At 70.6% G+C, this 17,230-nt stretch carries 14 protein-coding genes; 7 read left to right on the plus strand and 7 right to left on the minus strand.

Annotation, left to right across the window (positions count from 1 at the left end; genetic code table 11):
* Nucleotides 1–90: 90 nt before the first annotated feature.
* Nucleotides 91–984: a LysR family transcriptional regulator gene (locus PY257_RS04310; RefSeq protein ID WP_275739216.1), complete on the minus strand. Its 894-nt coding sequence runs from the start codon at nt 982–984 to the stop codon at nt 91–93.
* 144 nt (nt 985–1,128) lie between these two features.
* Here PY257_RS04310 and PY257_RS04315 point away from each other — a divergent pair, with 144 nt between their 5' ends.
* The 3 genes from PY257_RS04315 (at nt 1,129) to mmsB (ending at nt 4,864) form a co-directional block, all read left to right on the plus strand.
* Nucleotides 1,129–2,652, plus strand: a complete 1,524-nt coding sequence (locus tag PY257_RS04315; protein WP_275739218.1) for a CoA-acylating methylmalonate-semialdehyde dehydrogenase — start codon at nt 1,129–1,131, stop codon at nt 2,650–2,652.
* A 3-nt stretch (nt 2,653–2,655) separates the two neighbouring features.
* Nucleotides 2,656–3,822 (plus strand): acyl-CoA dehydrogenase family protein, encoded by a 1,167-nt coding sequence (locus PY257_RS04320; RefSeq protein WP_275739220.1) that lies wholly within the window; start codon nt 2,656–2,658, stop codon nt 3,820–3,822.
* A gap of 148 nt (nt 3,823–3,970) precedes the next feature.
* Nucleotides 3,971–4,864, plus strand: a complete 894-nt coding sequence (gene mmsB, locus PY257_RS04325; protein WP_275739222.1) for a 3-hydroxyisobutyrate dehydrogenase — start codon at nt 3,971–3,973, stop codon at nt 4,862–4,864.
* A 429-nt stretch (nt 4,865–5,293) separates the two neighbouring features.
* Here the strand turns inward: mmsB and aptA are convergent, their stop codons facing one another.
* Nucleotides 5,294–6,652: an omega-aminotransferase AptA gene (gene aptA, locus PY257_RS04330; protein WP_275739224.1), complete on the minus strand. Its 1,359-nt coding sequence runs from the start codon at nt 6,650–6,652 to the stop codon at nt 5,294–5,296.
* Nucleotides 6,653–6,740: 88 nt separating this feature from the next.
* Between aptA and PY257_RS04335 the strand changes: the two genes are divergently transcribed.
* From PY257_RS04335 to cueR, 4 genes are all read left to right on the plus strand, one after another.
* Nucleotides 6,741–7,688 (plus strand): LysR family transcriptional regulator, encoded by a 948-nt coding sequence (locus PY257_RS04335; RefSeq protein ID WP_275739226.1) that lies wholly within the window; start codon nt 6,741–6,743, stop codon nt 7,686–7,688.
* Between the two features lie 52 nt (nt 7,689–7,740).
* A complete protein-coding gene (locus PY257_RS04340) occupies nt 7,741–9,570 on the plus strand; it encodes a M14 family metallopeptidase (protein WP_275739295.1) in 1,830 nt (609 codons plus the stop codon).
* Between the two features lie 79 nt (nt 9,571–9,649).
* Nucleotides 9,650–12,112: a heavy metal translocating P-type ATPase gene (locus tag PY257_RS04345; protein WP_275739228.1), complete on the plus strand. Its 2,463-nt coding sequence runs from the start codon at nt 9,650–9,652 to the stop codon at nt 12,110–12,112.
* The gene (gene cueR / locus PY257_RS04350; RefSeq protein ID WP_275739230.1) at nt 12,109–12,588 is read left to right on the plus strand and encodes a Cu(I)-responsive transcriptional regulator; all 480 of its coding nucleotides are present in this window, start codon (nt 12,109–12,111) and stop codon (nt 12,586–12,588) included. Before PY257_RS04345 ends, cueR begins: the two co-directional genes overlap by 4 nt.
* Here the strand turns inward: cueR and PY257_RS04355 are convergent.
* The 5 genes from PY257_RS04355 to PY257_RS04375 all read right to left on the minus strand — a co-directional run bounded on the left by PY257_RS04355 (nt 12,542) and on the right by PY257_RS04375 (nt 16,969).
* Nucleotides 12,542–13,516, minus strand: a complete 975-nt coding sequence (locus PY257_RS04355; protein ID WP_419095651.1) for an LD-carboxypeptidase — start codon at nt 13,514–13,516, stop codon at nt 12,542–12,544. The genes cueR and PY257_RS04355 overlap by 47 nt on opposite strands.
* Nucleotides 13,517–13,546: 30 nt before the next feature.
* Nucleotides 13,547–14,680 (minus strand): tRNA adenosine(34) deaminase TadA, encoded by a 1,134-nt coding sequence (gene tadA / locus PY257_RS04360; RefSeq protein WP_419095656.1) that lies wholly within the window; start codon nt 14,678–14,680, stop codon nt 13,547–13,549.
* Nucleotides 14,681–14,715: 35 nt separating this feature from the next.
* Nucleotides 14,716–14,958, minus strand: a complete 243-nt coding sequence (locus tag PY257_RS04365) for a hypothetical protein (RefSeq protein WP_419095652.1) — start codon at nt 14,956–14,958, stop codon at nt 14,716–14,718.
* A complete protein-coding gene (locus PY257_RS04370; protein ID WP_275739234.1) occupies nt 14,955–15,584 on the minus strand; it encodes an FMN-binding negative transcriptional regulator in 630 nt (209 codons plus the stop codon). Before PY257_RS04370 ends, PY257_RS04365 begins: the two co-directional genes overlap by 4 nt.
* Nucleotides 15,585–15,652: 68 nt before the next feature.
* Entirely contained in the window at nt 15,653–16,969 is a 1,317-nt protein-coding gene (locus tag PY257_RS04375; RefSeq protein WP_275739236.1) for an MFS transporter, read from the minus strand.
* Nucleotides 16,970–17,230: the final 261 nt, after the last annotated feature.

Raw genomic sequence — 17,230 nt, forward strand, 5'->3', positions numbered from 1 at the left:
TAGCAATTCAGGCAGCGGCACGCGTAGCTCTTGCCGCACGTGAGGCAAGGGAAAGGAATGCCCATCGCTCGCATTTTCATAGCGTCGCCATCACCCCGCGGGCACCAGCACCCCGCCCTGCCCCGCCACCGTCTCGCGCACGAACGCCCAGGCTGCCTGCATGCGCGCCAGGTGCTTGCCTTCCTCCGGCATGCTCATCCAGAACGTGCGCGTGAACCGCGCCTGCTCTGGCAGCACGCGCACCAGTTCCGGGTCGTGGCCGGCGATGAAGGCCGGCAGCACGGCCAGCCCGGCGCCGGCGCGCACGGCCTGGTACTGGGCCAGGATGCTGGTGCTGCGCAGGGCGAAGCGCTCGGGGCGGTGCAGTTCGTCGAGCAGTTGCAGCTCCTTGGTGAACAGCAGGTCGTCCACGTAGCTCACGAAGCTGTGGCCCTGCAGGTCGGCGCGGGTGGCGATGGGCGGCTGCGCCTGCAGGTAGCCGCGCGCGCCGTAGAGCTGCAGCACGTAGTCGCACAGCCGGGCCACCACCACGGTGCCGCGCGTGGGGCGTTCCAGCGAGATCACGATGTCGGCCTCGCGGCGCGACAGGTGCACCAGCCGGGGCAGCGCCAGCAGGTCGATGACGAGGCCCGGGTGCAGCCGCCCCAGCCGCGCCAGTTGCGGCGCCAGCACGATGGTGCCGAAGCCCTCGGTGGCGCCGATGCGCACCAGGCCCGTGGGGCCTTCCGCCGCGGCGGGGGCGGCGCTTTCCACCGCGCGGGCGGCGGCCTCCATGGCTTCGGCCTGGGGCTGCAGGCGGCGGCCCGCCTCGGTCAGGCGGTGGCCGTCGGCGGCGCGGGCGAACAGGCCCGCGCCCACCTGCTTTTCCAGCGCCTGGATGCGCCGCGCCACCGTGGTGTGGTCCACGCCCAGGCGACGCGCGGCGCCCACCAGCGTGCCGGCGCGTGCCAGCTCCAGGAAGTAACGCAGGTTGTCCCAGTCCATTGGGCCTCCGCCTGTGACGGCTTTGCATAAACGCAAATCCAGAGTGCGTAATTCTCTATTGTTCTGACAAATATGCACAGCTAGTATTCACCACGACGGGCATGCCGCCCGGCTATTCCCTATCCCCATCAGGAGACAAAGCACATGAACGCACCCGCACCGGTGGCCGCGCTGGCCCCCACCGTCAAGCTGCTGATCGGCGGCGAGTTCGTCGAATCCAAGACCACCGAATGGCGCAACGTGGTCAACCCCGCAACGCAGGAAGTCCTTGCGCGCGTGCCTTTCGCCACGCCCGACGAGATCGACGCCGCCGTGGCATCGGCCAAGGATGCGTTCAAGACCTGGCGCAAAACCGCTATCGGCGCGCGCTCCCGCATCTTCCTGAAGTACCAGCAGCTCATCCGCGAGAACATCGCCGAGCTGGCCGCGATCCTCACGGCCGAGCAGGGCAAAACGCTGCCCGATGCCGAGGGCGACGTCTTCCGTGGACTCGAAGTAGTCGAGCACGCCGCCGGCATCGGCAACCTGCAACTCGGCGAACTGGCGAACAACGTGGCCGGCGGCGTCGATACCTATACGCTGCTGCAGCCGCTGGGCGTGACGGCCGGCATCACGCCGTTCAACTTCCCCGCGATGATCCCGCTGTGGATGTTTCCCATGGCCATCGCCACCGGCAACACCTTCGTGCTCAAACCCTCGGAGCAGGACCCGATGGTGACGATGCGCCTGGTCGAGCTGGCACTGGAGGCCGGCATTCCGCCGGGCGTGCTCAACGTGGTCCACGGCGGCGAGGCGGCTGTGAACGCGATCTGCGACCACAAGGACATCAAGGCCATCAGCTTCGTCGGCTCGACCAAGGTCGGCACGCACGTCTATAACCGCGCGAGCCTGGCGGGCAAGCGCGTGCAGTGCATGATGGGCGCAAAGAACCACGCCATCGTGCTGCCCGACGCCAACAAGGAGCAGACGCTCAACGCCATCGTCGGCGCCACCTTCGGCGCCGCGGGCCAGCGCTGCATGGCGCTGTCGGTCGTGGTGCTGGTCGGCGAGGCGCGCAACTGGGTCGCCGATTTCGTCGAGAAGGCCAGGACGCTCAAGGTCAGTGCCGGCATCGAGAAAGGCACCGACGTAGGCCCCGTGGTGTCGGCTGCGGCGCGCGCCCGCGTCGAGGGCCTGATCGAGCGCGGCGTGGCGGACGGCGCCACGCTCGAACTCGACGGCCGCAACCCGCGGGTCAGCGGCTACGAGAAGGGCAACTTCGTCGGCCCGACGGTGTTCTCGGGCGTAAAGCCCGGCATGGCCATCTACGACCAGGAAATCTTCGGCCCCGTGGCCTGCCTGACCGGCGCCGAGACGCTCGACGAAGCCATCGCCTTCATCAACGCCAACCCCAACGGCAACGGCACGGCCATCTTCACCCAGTCGGGGGCCGCGGCGCGCCGCTTCCAGGAAGAGATCGACGTGGGCCAGGTCGGCATCAACGTGCCTATCCCCGTGCCGGTGCCGCTGTTCTCGTTCTCGGGCTCGCGCGCCTCCAAGCTCGGCGACCTGGGCCCATATGGCAAGCAGGTGGTGCTGTTCTACACGCAGACCAAGACGGTCACGGCGCGCTGGTTCGACGACAGCACCACGTCGCACGGCGTGAACACCACGATCAGCCTCAAATAGCCGATGGACTTCGAGCTGACCGAGGAGCAGCATGCCTTCGCGCAGACGGCGCGCGACTTCGCTCAGGCCGAGTTCGCGCCGCAGGCCGCGCAGTGGGATGCCGAGGGCGTCTTCCCGCGCGAGTCCATCGCCAAGGCGGGCGAGCTGGGCTTCTGCGGCCTGTACGCGCCCGAGCGCATCGGCGGCCTGGCCCTGCCCCGGCTGGACGCCACGCTGGTGTTCGAGGAGATGGCGGCCATCGACCCTTCAACGACCGCATTCATCACCATCCACAACATGGCGACCTGGATGCTCGGCACCTGGGGCGGCGACGCGGTACGCGAACGCTGGGGCGCAGCCCTGACCAGCGGCGCCCAACTCGCCTCCTACTGCCTGACCGAGCCCGGCGCGGGCTCGGACGCCGCGTCGCTCAAGACCCGCGCCACGCTGCAGGGCGGCGAGTACGTCATCGACGGCGCCAAGGCCTTCATCTCCGGCGCCGGCGCCACGGACGTGCTGGTGCTCATGGCCCGCACGGGCGACGCCGGTTCGGGCGCGGGCGGCATCTCGGCCTTCGCCGTGCCCGCCGACGCGCCGGGCATCGCCTACGGCAAGAAGGAGCACAAGATGGGCTGGAACAGCCAGCCCACGCGCACCATCAGCTTCGACAACGTGCGCATCCCCGCCAGCCACCTGCTGGGCCGCGAGGGCGCAGGCTTCAAGATCGCCATGAAGGGCCTAGACGGCGGGCGCATCAACATCGCCACCTGCTCGGTGGGCGCCGCGCAGGGCGCGCTGGGCGCGGCGCAGCACTACCTGCACGAGCGCAAGCAGTTCGGCAAGCCGCTGGCGGGCTTCCAGGCCCTGCAGTTCAAGCTGGCCGACATGGCCACCGAACTGGTGGCCGCGCGGCAGATGGTACGGCTGGCCGCGGCCAAACTGGACGCGGGCGCGCGCGACGCTTCCACCTACTGCGCCATGGCCAAGCGCTTCGCCACCGACGCGGGCTTCACGGTCTGCAACGAGGCGCTGCAGTTGCACGGCGGCTACGGCTACATCCGCGAATACCCGCTGGAGCGGCTGGTGCGCGACACGCGCGTGCACCAGATCCTCGAAGGCACCAACGAGATCATGCGCGTCATCATCGCGCGGCGCATGCTCGAAGGCGATGCGCCGGATGCAATACGCTAGTGCAGTGTTCGATGCTTGGCGGCACAAATGAAAGCGCGGTTTTATGTGCTGCTTAGCGTTGAACACTGCACTAGTATTTTGATAGCTTCCAGCGCTTGATATACAAGCGCTAGCGGCCAATTTGACATCTGTTCCGAAGGAGACAAGCATGAGAATCGCATTCATCGGCCTGGGCAACATGGGCGCCCCGATGGCCATCAACCTGCACAAGGCCGGCCACCAGGTCAGCGCCTTCGATCTTTCCGCCGATGCCTGCCGCAAGCTGGCCGACGCGGGCATCGCCATTGCAGCCAGCGCCGCCGCATCCACGCACGACGCCGAGGCCGTCCTCACCATGCTGCCCGCCAGTCAGCATGTGGAAGGACTGTACCTGGGCCAGAACGGTGACGGCGGCCTGCTGGCCCAACTGCCCGCGGGCACGCTGGTGATCGACAGCTCGACCATCGCCGCCGCCAGCGCGCGCAAGGTGGCCGACGCCGCCCGGGCCCGCGGCCTGGATTTCATCGACGCGCCGGTCTCGGGCGGCACCGGCGGCGCCATCGCGGGCACGCTGACCTTCATGGTCGGCGGCGAGCCGACGGCGCTGGAGCGCGCACGGCCACTGCTGGAGAAGCTGGGCCAGAACATCTTTCACGCCGGCGGCGCAGGCGCGGGCCAGACCGCCAAGATCTGCAACAACATGCTGCTGGGCATCCTGATGATCGGCACCAGCGAGGCGCTGGCGCTGGGCGTGGCCAACGGGCTGGACCCGAAGGTGCTGTCGGAGATCATGCGCCGCAGCTCAGGCGGCAACTGGGCGCTGGAGAAGTACAACCCCTTCCCCGGCGTGATGGAAGCCGCCCCCGCCAGCAAGGGCTACGCGGGCGGCTTCGGTACCGACCTGATGCTGAAAGACCTGGGCCTGGCGCAAGAGAGCGCCACCGCCGTGAAGGCGGCCACGCCGCTGGGCGGGCTGGCGCGCAGCCTGTACGCCGCGCACAGCCTGGCCGGCCATGGGGCGCAGGATTTCTCCAGCGTGATCCGCTTGCTGCAAAAGGGCTGAGCCGCCTGGAGCGGAAAATCGGCATGGGGGGCAGCCCTTTACAGGCTGCGCCCCTGCCACACCACCCGGCATGCGGGTCCGCACCCGGCGGTTGGAATGGTTGAGGTAGCACACAGGCAAACCCTCCTGCACACCCCCGGCTTCACCATTTCGAGTCTGGAAAAAATCGATCGCTAAAAACCGCAGTTGACATCGGCGCAACGGACGTGCGCCATGCGCCGCACGAATGAGCGCGCAGCGCCGTGGCTGCCGGAAATGTGGAATACGTCATCGGGAATCGGAGGGGCCCAGCAAGGCACCATCCACCAGTTGTCGCCGAGCTGCGGGCGTGGAGCCGCGGCATGCGCCCTGGCACCCGGCCGGCCCCGTATGGCATCTCCAGCCACCACCCGTTCTCCGGGCGGTAGATGGCCTTCTTGCCAACAACTGTCAGGCCACCTCGGCCAGCGCGTCGCCCAGGGCGCTGACAAGGCGGTCGATCTCGGCCCGCTCGCTGATGAACGGCGGCGCGAGCTGGATGGTGTCACCGCCGTAGCGCACGTAGAAGCCCTTCTTCCAGCAGGCCATGGCGATCTCGTAGGGGCGGCGCGCCGCATCGCCGTCGCGGGCGGCGATGGTGATGCCCGCGGCCAGGCCGTAGCTGCGGATGTCGGCCACGTGCCTGGCGCCTTTCAGGCCGTGCACCGCGCTCTCGAAATACGGCGCCAGCGCCTTGGCGCGACCCACGCCGTCCTCCTGCGCCAGCAGGTCCAGCGCCGCGATGCCCGCCGCGCAGGCCACCGGATGGGCCGAATAGGTGTAGCCGTGGGCGAACTCCACCAGGTGCCCGGGCCCGCCGGCGGCCATGAAGGTGTCGTAGATGTCCTTGCTGGCCACCACGCCGCCCAGCGGCTGCGTGCCGTTGGTGACCTGCTTGGCGAAGTTCAGGATGTCGGGCTTGACGCCGAAAGCCTCCGAGCCGGTGATGGCGCCGGTGCGGCCGAAGCCGGTGATGACCTCGTCGAAGATCAGCAGGATGTTGTGGGCGGTGCAGAGCTCGCGCAAGCGCTGCAGGTAGCCCATGGGCGGGATCACCACGCCAGCGGAGCCCGAGAACGGCTCCACGATCACGGCGGCAATGTTGCTCGCGTCGTGCAGCGCGATCAGGTCCAGCAGCCGGTTGGCCAGCGCCTCGCCGCCCTCAGGCGGCTGGCCCTTGAAGAACGAGCCCGCGGGCGGCTGCGTGTGCGGCAGGTGGTCGGCCTCGATGCCTTGGCCGAAAACCTTGCGGTTGCCGCCGATGCCGCCGACCGAGATGCCGCCGAAGTTCACGCCGTGGTAGCCCTTCTCGCGCCCGATCAGGCGGGTCTTGGTGCCCTGCCCCTTGGCGCGCCAGTAGGCGCGGGCCATCTTCAGGGAGGTGTCGGCAGCCTCCGAGCCCGAGCCGGTGAAGAACACGTAATCCAGCCCCTCGGGCGTCAGTTCCTTGATCTTGTTGGCCAGCTCGAACGACAGCGGGTGGCCGAACTGGAACGCGGGCGCGTAGTCGAGCCGGGCGATCTGGCGGCTCACGGCCTCGACGATTTCGGTGCGGCCATGGCCCAGGCCCGTGCACCACAGGCCCGACAGGCCGTCATAGATCTTGCGCCCGTCGCTGTCGGTGAAATAGGCGCCCTTGGCCTCCACGACGATGCGCGGGTCGGCCTTGAACTGCCGGTTGGCGGTGAAAGGCATCCAGTGCGCTTCGAGCCAGGCAGCGTCGGTGCGCGCGGCGGGTGCCTGCGGCGAGGTGGCAAGAGGGGTCGTCATGGCGGGCTCCTGGGGTTGTCGGATATGGCATTGTGGCGCGGTATTCAGTGGTAAAAATGACGCAATATCAATCTTCACTTGCCGATCCATGCAAGTAACTGTCCCCGAGAAGAACCGCGCCGTGCTCGGCCAGCTCAGCGACATGGACCTGCGCCTGCTCAAGGTGTTCAAGAGCGTGGTCGACTGCGGCGGCATGGCCGCGGCGGAGCTGGAGCTCAACATCGGCACCAGCACCGTGAGCCGCCACGTCAAGGACCTGGAAACCCGCCTGGGCCTCACGCTGTGCCGGCGCGGGCGCGCGGGCTTCGCGCTGACCGCCGAGGGCCAGCGCGTGTACGACGAGACCCAGCGCCTGCTGGCCGCCGTGGACGGCTTTCGCAGCGGCATCGACGACATCCACCACCGCATGGGCGGCCAGTTGGAGGTGGCGGTGTTCGACAAGACCGCCAGCAACCCCGAGGCGCGCATCGGCGCGGCCATCGCGCTGTTCGCCGGGCAGGCCCCCGAGGTGAGCCTGAACCTGCACGTGGCCTCCATCAACGCCATCGAGCGCGGCGTGATCGACGGGCGCTTCCACGTGGGCGTGATCCCCGCCCACCGGGCGTCCAAGAGCCTGATGTACCAGGATCTGTTCGGCGAAACCATGCTGCTCTACTGCGGCGCCGGCCATCCACTGTTCGGCCGCGACCATGCGCGCCTGACCTGGGCCCGGCTGCGCGAGCACCAGTTCGCGGGCCTGGGCTACCACTCGCCCAACATGGAAGTCAGCCACCGCGAGCGCCTGCCGCGCAAGGCCACCGGCTTCGACCAGGAGGCCATCGCCACGCTGATCCTCTCGGGCCGCTTCCTGGGCTTTCTGCCCGACCACTACGCCGAAGGCTTCCAGCGCGCTGGACGCCTGCAGGCCATCGCGCCAGATCGCTTCCGCTACGCCTGCCGCTTCGTGGGCATGGCACGGCGCTCGCCCCAGCCATCGCGCGCCACGCAGGTGTTCCAGCGCTGTCTGGTGCAGGCCCATGGCGTGGCCTCCGGGTAATATCCCCGCATCTTCGACGCAAGCGCCCCGCAGAAGGAACACCATGACCGCCATGCCCGCCGCCTCCCCACATGCCGCCGACAGTGCCCGCCATGCGGCAGTGCGCCGGCCATGGGCATTGGTGGCCGGGGCGTTGCTGCTCGCGGGCTGCGCCAGCACGCCGCTGCCGCCCTGGCCCGACGCGTCCAGGAAGCCGCCGGCCAGCGCCGCCGCCACGCCAGCCCGCCCGGCCCCGATGCCGGCACCCGCACCTTCGGGCGCGGTCGTCACGCCCATTCCCGCCACTCCGGCGCCAGCCACGGCCGTGCCGGAGGCAACTGATCAGCCCGCTGCCGAAAGCGCCGCCGTGGCCGCGCGCTTTCCCGACCCGGCAGTGCGCTACAGCACGCCGGGGCTCGCCCCGGACCGGCGGGCGTTCACCACCAATGCAGAGGCGCACAACTGGCTGTCGACCCAGGCCCTGGGCTCGGTGGGGCGCGCGCCTACCCTGGCCGCGGTGCGCATCATCGGCACCTCGCAGCGCGGCCAGCCCATCGAGGCGCTGGTCGTCACGCGGGCCACCGGCACCGATCCCGACAGCCTGCAGACGTCCAAGCGCCCCACCGTGCTGCTCATCGGCCAGCAGCACGGCGACGAACCGGCGGGCGCCGAGGCGCTGCTCGTGGTGGCGCGCGAGCTATCCCAAGGGCTGCTGGAGCCGCTGCTCGACCGCATCAACGTCGTGATCGTGCCGCGCGCCAACCCCGACGGCGCCGACACCGGCACACGCACGACCGCCAATGGGGCCGATATGAACCGCGACCACCTCGTGCTCAACACGCCCGAAGCCCAGGCCCTGGCCCGGGTGAGCCGGGACTACTTTCCCATCCTGGTGCTCGACGCGCACGAATACACCGCGGGCGGGCGCTACCTGCAGAAGTTCAACGCCGTGCAGCGCTATGACGCGCTGCTGCAATACGCCACCACGGCGAACGTGCCCGAATTCCTGACCAGGGCATCCGAGGAGTGGTACCGCCGCCCCATGGTCGCCGCGCTCGACACCCAGGCCCTGGCCTCGCAGTGGCACTACACCACGTCCACCGACCCGCAGGACCTGCGCCTGTCCATGGGCGGCGCGCAGCCCGACACGGGGCGCAACGTGAATGGCCTGAAGAACAGTGTGAGCTTCCTGGTCGAAACCCGCGGCGTGGGCATGGGCCGCGCGCACATCCAGCGCCGCGTGCACACGCAGGTGACCGCCATCGCCAGCGCCTTGCAAAGCACTGCGGAGCGCGCCGACAAGCTGCGGGAAGTACGCTCGTTCGTCGAGCGCGACATCGCCGCGCAAGCCTGCCGCGGCGCCGTGGCGGTGCAGGCCGAGCCCACGCCGGAGCAGCGCGACATCACCTTCATCGACCCCGCAACGGGCGCAGACAAGGTGGTGAAGGTGCAATGGGAATCGTCCCTGGCGCTGCGCACCGTCAAGTCGCGCGCCCGCCCCTGCGGCTACTGGCTGGCGCCATCGGCGGCCGACGCGGTGGAGCGGCTGCGGCTGCTGGGCCTGCAGGTGCTGCGCGTGGCCGAACCCGGCTCGCTGCTGGCCGATGCCTACCGCGAGACCGCTCGCGCCACCGGCCCGCGCCAGAACGCGCGGGGCGCCATCGCCGACGCGGCGGACAGCGTCGGCACGGTGCGCGTGGAGGTCGCGCTGGCTCGCAGCGCGCTCGACGTGGCGCCCGGCAGCTTCTACGTGCCGCTGGCCCAGCCGCTGGCCAACCTGGCCGTCGCGGCGCTGGAGCCTGACACGCAGAACGGCTTTTTCGCCAACCACGTGATCGACAGCCTGGACGCCACCGCGCGCGTGATGGCACCGCCCTCGCTGGTGCTGGAAGAAATGCGCTGACCCGCTGCCTGCCCCCACGCGGGTTGTCGGCACAATGGCGCTTGACCTTCCCATCAGGGCAAGGTCGAGACTCGCCGTCATGACCCCTTCCCCTTCCCCTTCCCCTTCCCCTTCCCCGCACCCCTCGGCCAGCGCCAGTGCGCCCGCCATCGACTGGCCACTGGCCATCGATGGCATGACCTGCGCGGCCTGTGCGGGCCGCGTGGAGCGGGCCTTGCGCAAAGTGCCAGGCGTCCGGTCCGCCGAAGTCAATCTGGCAACGGAAACGGCCCACGTGCAGGCGGAACCTGCGGTGACAGCTACAGATTTAGGAGCAGCCGTAGCCAAGGCCGGCTATGCTGTGGCCGAACGATCGCTGCAGTTGCGGTTGCGCATTGACGGCATGACCTGTGCGTCGTGCGTGGCGCGCGTGGAGCGGGCGCTGCAGAAGGTGCCCGGCGTGGTCGGCGCCGAAGTCAACCTGGCGACCGAAACAGCCACTGTCCGCTTCGTCGGCAGGAGCGCGGATGCGCAGCCGTGCATCGCCGCCGTGGAGCGCGCGGGCTACGGCGCGCGGCCAGTGGCGCCGGATGCGCCGTCCGGCGCGCCCGCGCTCGCCTCCTGGCGGCCCGTGGCGGCAGCCGCGGCGCTGTCGCTGCCCCTGCTGCTGCCTATGCTGGCCACGCCCTTCGGCGCGGACTGGATGCTGCCCGCATGGCTGCAGTTCGCGCTGGCGACGCCGGTGCAGTTCGTGCTGGGTGCGCGGTTCTACAAGGCGGGCTGGAACGCGCTGCGCGCGTTCGCGGGCAACATGGACCTGCTCGTGGCCCTGGGCACCAGCGCCGCCTACGGGCTCAGCGTGTACCTGTGGCTCGCCCATGGCAGCCATGGCATGCCGCCGCACCTGTACTTCGAGGCTTCGGCGGTGGTCATCACGCTGGTGCTGCTCGGCAAGTGGCTGGAGGCGCGCGCCAAGCGCCAGACCACCGCGGCCATCCGCGCCCTCCAGGCCCTGGCGCCCGAAACAGCCCGCGTGCGGCGCGCGGGCGAGGAAGACCGCGACCTGCCCATCGTGCAGGTACGCGCGGGCGACGTCGTGGTGGTACATCCAGGCGAGCGCATCCCCGTCGATGGACAAGTACAGGAAGGCGCGAGCCATGTGGATGAATCGCTCGTCACTGGCGAAAGCCTGCCCGTGCCCAAGCAGCCCGGCGACGGCGTGACCGGTGGCTCCGTCAACGCCGAGGGCCTGCTGCTCGTGGCGGCCACCGCCGTGGGTGCCGAAAGCACGCTGGCGCGCATCGTGCGTCTGGTCGAATCCGCCCAGGCCAGGAAAGCCCCGGTGCAGCGCCTGGTGGACCGGGTGAGCGCCGTCTTCGTGCCCGCGGTGCTGGCGATCGCCTGCGCCACGCTGCTGGGCTGGGGCCTGTCCACGCACGACTGGCAGGCCGCCACGCTCAACGCCGTGGCGGTACTGGTGATCGCCTGTCCCTGCGCGCTGGGGCTGGCCACGCCCGCGGCCATCATGGCGGGCACCGGCGTGGCGGCGCGCCACGGCATCCTGATCAAGGACGCGGAGGCGCTCGAAACCGCCCGCGCCGTCGACACCGTGGCGTTCGACAAGACCGGCACGCTGACAGAGGGCCGCCCGCGCCTGCTGGCCGCACAGGCGGCGCAAGGCCCGCTGGCCGCACTGCTGGCGGCCAGCGCCGCCATCCAGAGCGGCAGCGAACACCCGCTGGCCCGCGCGGTGCAGGACGCCGCGCGCAACGAGGGCCTGGCGCCCCCGCCCGCATCCGGCGTGCAGGCCGTGGCGGGCCGTGGCATGGCGGCCACCGTGCAAGGGCGCGCGCTGCGCCTGGGCAGCACGCGCTTCATGCATGAACTGGCGGTGGATACCGCCGTACTCGACGCCGCTGCCGCAGAGCAGGAGGCGCAGGGCCGCACCGTCTCGTGGCTGGCCGACGTGGACGCCACGCCGCCGGCGTTGATCGGCATGCTGGCCTTCGGCGATACGCTGAAGGCGTCCGCCACCCAGGCCGTGCGGGCACTGCACGCCCAGGGCGTCGCCACCGTACTGCTGACGGGCGACAACGCGGGCAGCGCCCAGGCCGTGGGCCGGCAGTTGGGCATCGGCGACATTCGCGCCCAGGTGCTGCCCGAGGACAAGGCTGCCATCGTGGCCGCGCTGCGCGCAGGCGGACACCGCGTCGCCATGGTGGGCGACGGCGTGAACGACGCACCCGCGCTGGCCGCCGCCGACGTGGGGATCGCCATGGCCACGGGCACCGGCGCGGCCATGCAGGCCGCCGGAGTGACGCTGATGCGCGGCGACCCGGCGCTGGTGGCCGACACCATCGATATTTCGCGCCGCACCTACGCCAAGATTCGCCAGAACCTGTTCTGGGCCTTCGCCTACAACGTCATCGGCATACCGCTGGCCGCCTGCGGGCTGCTGAGCCCGGTATTGGCAGGCGCGGCCATGGCCTTCAGCAGCGTGAGCGTGGTGGGCAACGCGCTGCTGCTGCAGCGCTGGCGCCCGCGCCCGAGGAGCCCGGAATGAACGAATCCATCGCCGCCGATGCCGGCCCCTTCGCCATTGGCCAGGCCGCGCGCCTGTCTGGCGTGACCGCCAAGATGGTGCGGCACTACGAAAGCCTGGGCCTGCTGCCGGCGGTGAACCGCACCGATGCGGGCTACCGGCAGTACACGGGGCGCGAGGTGCACACGCTGCGCTTCATCCGCCGCGCCCGCGACCTGGGCTTTGGCATGCGCGAGATCGCCGAGCTGCTGCGGCTCTGGCAGAACCAGGGGCGCTCCAGCGCCAGCGTGAAGGAGATCGCCCTCGCGCACATCGCCGACCTGGACCGCCGCATGGCCGAGATGGCTGCGATGAAGCGCACGCTGGAACACCTGGCCCGCTGCTGCCACGGCGACCAGCGGCCCGACTGCCCCATTCTCGAAGAGCTGGCAGCACCGCAGCCCATCCCCGTCAATGGGCATGCTCCCAGACCACGAGTGCGTCCCGGCCCTCGCTGACCAGCGATACCTTGGCACCCACGGGCAGCAGCACCTTGGTGGGCACGTGGCCGAACGGCAGGTGCGTGAGCACGGATGCCTTGACCCGCGCGCGCAGCCACTCCACCACGCTGCGCATGCCGAAGCCCTTGTCGTGCGGCGTGGCCGCGAAGCCCGTGAACTGCCCCATCAATATGGCCTTCTGCCGCCCCAGCACCCCCGCCAGCAGCAGTTGCGTGAGCATGCGCTCGATGCGGTAGGGGTGCTCGTTCACGTCTTCGAGGAACAGCACACCGCCGCGCACGTCGGGCAGGTAGGGTGTGCCGGCCAGCCCGGCCAGCACCGCCAGGTTGCCACCCCAGAGCACGGCCTTGCGCACCTGCACGGGCGCGTGCCCCTCGCATTCCTTTGGCAGCCGCCAGCCCGCGCCTTCGCCCTGGCCGCACAGCAGGTCGTCGAAGCAGGCTTCCATGATGTCGTCGGGCGCGCCTTCCACGCCGAAGTCCGCGCACAGCGCGGGGCCGGCCCAGGTGGTGGCGCCGGTGCGCGCCAGCAGCGCGCACTGCAGCGCGGTGAAATCGCTCAGGCCCACGAAGCGCGTGCCGCGTTCCGCCGCCTTGGCAAGCGCCTTGTACGGCAACGCCGGCAGCAGCCGCGTGATGCCGTAGCCGCCGCGCGAGATCAGCGCCACATCGGCCCCGCTGGTGGCGGCGCGCCCGATGGCGGCCAGCCGCGTGGCGTCGTCGCCCGCGAAACGCTGGCTGCTGGCGAGCGCGTCGGGGTCCACTTCCACGTCATGGCCCAGCGCCTTCAGGCGCGCCACGCCGCGCTTGAACGCGGCCTTGTCGCGCACGGCGCCCGAAGGGGAATAGATGTAGATGTGCCGCGCGCCTTGGCCGGAGCTGTCGGCGTGGCGGCGGTGCGCGTCGTGATGGTGGGGGTGTGGCAAAGTGTCCGGGCCGCGCGGCCCGCTCCGAAATCAAGGCCGGAAGTATTCCACAGCCCGCCGCGCCACATCCTCGCCGGGCTCGGCCACCGGCACCGGCCACGCCAGCGTGCGGCCCTGCCAGTCCGGGGGCGGCGCGTAGACGGGTGCGGCGAAGGACGCGAACGCAAGCGGCGCGGCGCGGTGGCCCGCGTCGGGATACGGCGCCGCGTAGGCCGGGGCATCCAGCCCGCCGTCGTCCGGCGCGCCGGGAATGAACAACGCCCCGCTCCAGCGCTGCGGCTGTGCCGCCAGCAGCGCTCGCGCCAGCGGCGCCGCGCCGCCATGGGCTACGAGCACGGCGTCCCGCAGACCGAGCCGCTCCGCCAGTTCGCCCAGCACCCGGACATGCCAGTCCAGGCCATGGCCCGCCGCCTTCTTGGGCTTGTCGCTGCGGCCAAAGCCGACCAGGTCCGGCACCACCACGCGCGCGCCGGCAGCAACCAGCACTGGCAGCATGCGGCGGTAGAGGTAGCTCCAGGCCGGTGCGCCGTGCAGGCACAGCCAGGCCGGCTGGCCCGGCGCGGGCTGGGCGGACGCTGCATCGAGGTAGTGCAGGCGCAGCCCCGCCAGCGCGGGCAGGTCGCTCACGTAGTGCGGCGGCCAGGGATAGCCGGGCAGCGCCTCGAAACACGCGTCGGGCGTGCGCAGTGCATCGGGCCGCAGCGGGTGGGCGGCCCGGGCCTCGTCGCGTTGCGCAGCCCGGCGCTGCTGGAAGAAGCCTGCGAGCAGCGCCGCGCTTTCGCCGGCCAGCACGCCGCCGCTGACCTGCGTATGGTGGTTGATGCGCGGCTCGGCGAACAGATCGAGCACCGAGCCCGCGGCGCCGGTGCGCGGGTCTGCCGCGCCGTACACCACGCGCGCCAGCCGCGCGTGCAGCATGGCACCCGCGCACATGGCACAGGGCTCCAGCGTGACGTAGAGCGTGCAGCCTTCGAGCCGGTAGTTGCCCAGCGTCTGCGCAGCGGCGCGCAGGGCGGCGATCTCGGCATGCGCGGTGGGGTCGTGCCCGGCGATCGGGGCGTTGCGGCCCGTGGCGACGATGCGTCCATCCTTCGCCACCACCGCGCCCACGGGCACCTCGCCGGCCTGCGCGGCCTCGCGCGCCAGCGCCAGGGCGCGGGCCATGCAGGCGGCGTCTTCGGCGCTGACGGTGCCGGCGGTCACTTGGCCTCGTCCGGCTCCTGGCGCTGCGGCTGCATGGCCGCCTCCACCGCCTGCTTGTACTGCTGCTGGATCTGCTGGCTCTGCGCGCGCACCGTGCCCGTCGCGGGCGCGGCGCCGGGCACTTGCGCCTGCAGCGCGGGCACCGGTGCGGTCGTGGCCGCGAGTTGCTTCTTCACCAGCACGCCCACGATGAGCAATGCCAGCACCAGACCGATCAAACCGAATCCGCCACGCATCATCCGTTCTCCTTCACCATGTCCAGCGTCCGCATCCATGCCGCCAGGGCCTGCTCCTGCGCGCCGCCCCGGGCGTAGGCCGCGTGCATGGCCGCATGCGACTCGGGGCGGTGCTGGTTGAGCTTGAGCTTGCTCTGCAAGGCGGTCACCTGCAGTTCGAACCCGACGATACCCGCGAGCATCTTGCGGGCGAAATCATCCCCCAGGCCGCGCCACTGGGCGGCGTAGGCGGGCTCGTGGTCGGCGATGAGCTTCTTGAGCAGCGCGTCCTTGGCCTCGGCATCTTCGACCAGGCGCGCCTCCACCGTGCAGTGCACGGCCAGGTAGTTCCAGGTGGGCACGCGCGCGAGATCGGGATAGACGCCGGGCGAAAGGTAGGCATGCGGGCCCATGAAGGCCGCCACCGCGCGCGGGCGGCTTTGCAGGTAGCGCCACTGCGGGCTGGGCCGGGCGCAGTGGCCCCAGAGGGTGAGCGCCCCCGCCGCGCCCTGCTCCGCATGCAGCGGCAAATGGGTGATGAAGGGCAGCCCCTCGTCGTCGGTGGAGACGAGCGAGGCGAACGGGTGCGCGCGCATGAGCGCCAGCGCATGGGCATGTTCGCGGTCGTCGAATTGCGGCGGCAGGTACATATGGCGAGCTACTCTATCCGCAATCCGGCCATACGGTCGGCTACCGGGGCGAGTTCTTGGCGCGCGCTTTACTTACTGGTAGCGCAAGAGGAAGGCGCGGACAGCCCTGCGGCCACCGGCAACGCGCGCTTTTGCGCACGATCACTGGCCAGCGCCGCACCGAACACCACCATACCGCAGAGCGCCAGCAAGGCACCGACCCAGCCCGTGGACGTCCAGCCCAGCCCCGCCGCGATGGCCAGGCCGCCGAGCCAAGCGCCCAACGCATTGGCCAGGTTGAAGGCCGAATGGTTGAGCGCCGCGGCCAGCGACTGCGCGTCGCCAGCCACGTCCATGAGCCGTATCTGCAACGCCGGGCCGATGGCCACCACGGTGCCGATCAGCAGCACGTTGATCGCCGCCGCCGCCGCATGGTGCGCCGTGAAGCAGAACGCCAGCAGCACCAGCGCCGACCACGCCAGCACCCCGCCGATGGTGGGCATGAGCGCCTTGTCCGCCAGCCGCGAGCCCACCAGATTGCCCAGCACCATGCCCACGCCGAACAGTGCCAGCACGAACGGCACCCCTTGCAGCGGCATGCCCGCCACCTCGATCAGCGTGGGCTTGATGTAGCTGAACACCGCGAACATGCCGCCGAAGCCGATGGCGCCGATGCCGAGCGTGAGCCAGACCTGCCCGCGCCTGAGCGCCCCCAGCTCGCGCAGCGGGCTGGCCCCCTGCACGGGCGGCATGGAGGGCACTTCGCGCCGCACCAGCACGACGGCGAACAGCGCAACCGCAGCCACGAACACGAAAGCCGCGCGCCAGCCGAACAACTGGCCCAGCCAGGCGGCGATGGGCACGCCCGCGAGCGTGGCGGACGTGAGCCCGAGCATCACCAACCCCACGGCGCGCGCCCGCTGCGTAGGCGGCGCGAGCGCCGCCGCCACCAGCGACGCCACGCCGAAATACGTGCCGTGCGGCAGCCCCGCCATGAAGCGCAGCAGGTTCAGCGACAGATAGCCCGGCGCCAGGGCGCTGGCTAAATTGCCCAGCGCATACAGCCCCATGAGCGCCATGAGCAGCCGGCGCCGGCCCCACCCCGCGGTGAGCACTGCAAGCACGGGGGCGCCGACCACCACGCCCAGCGCGTAGGCGCTGATGACGTGGCCCGCCTGCGGAATGGTGACGCCGAGGCTGCGCGCCACCTCGGGCAGCAGGCCCATGATGACAAACTCGCCCGTGCCGATGGCAAAGCCACCGACACCCAGCGCCAGCACCGCGCGCAACAGCACCCGCTGGCTCCGGGCCTCATCGGCCAGCGTGACGGCGGCAGGTGAATGGAGCGCCGCTCCACCGATGCGTGGCGGCGTGGTGGCGGGTACAGGGGGGATGCCGTGGCTCATGCTTTGAACCTAGAAACGGCAGTTGACCGCTTTGTATCCCTTGACAAGCCGCATGAAATCAAGCGTTGACGGCTTCAATGGCGTTCACCTCGTGGGTGAGAGCGCTATGCACCTGCCAGCACCGCGCTCGGCGCGCCATGCGGCGTTGCTCCTCCTTGCGGGCAGTAGCCCGCCGCGTCGTCGCGCCTTGCCTGGCACCCCGATCACGGCACCGGCAGGCGCATCCAACTGCCGTTTCTAGGTTGAACGGATTGAACGGGA

Source organism: Curvibacter soli, assembly GCF_029211125.1.
In the GTDB taxonomy this organism is placed as follows: domain Bacteria; phylum Pseudomonadota; class Gammaproteobacteria; order Burkholderiales; family Burkholderiaceae_C; genus Curvibacter_A; species Curvibacter_A soli.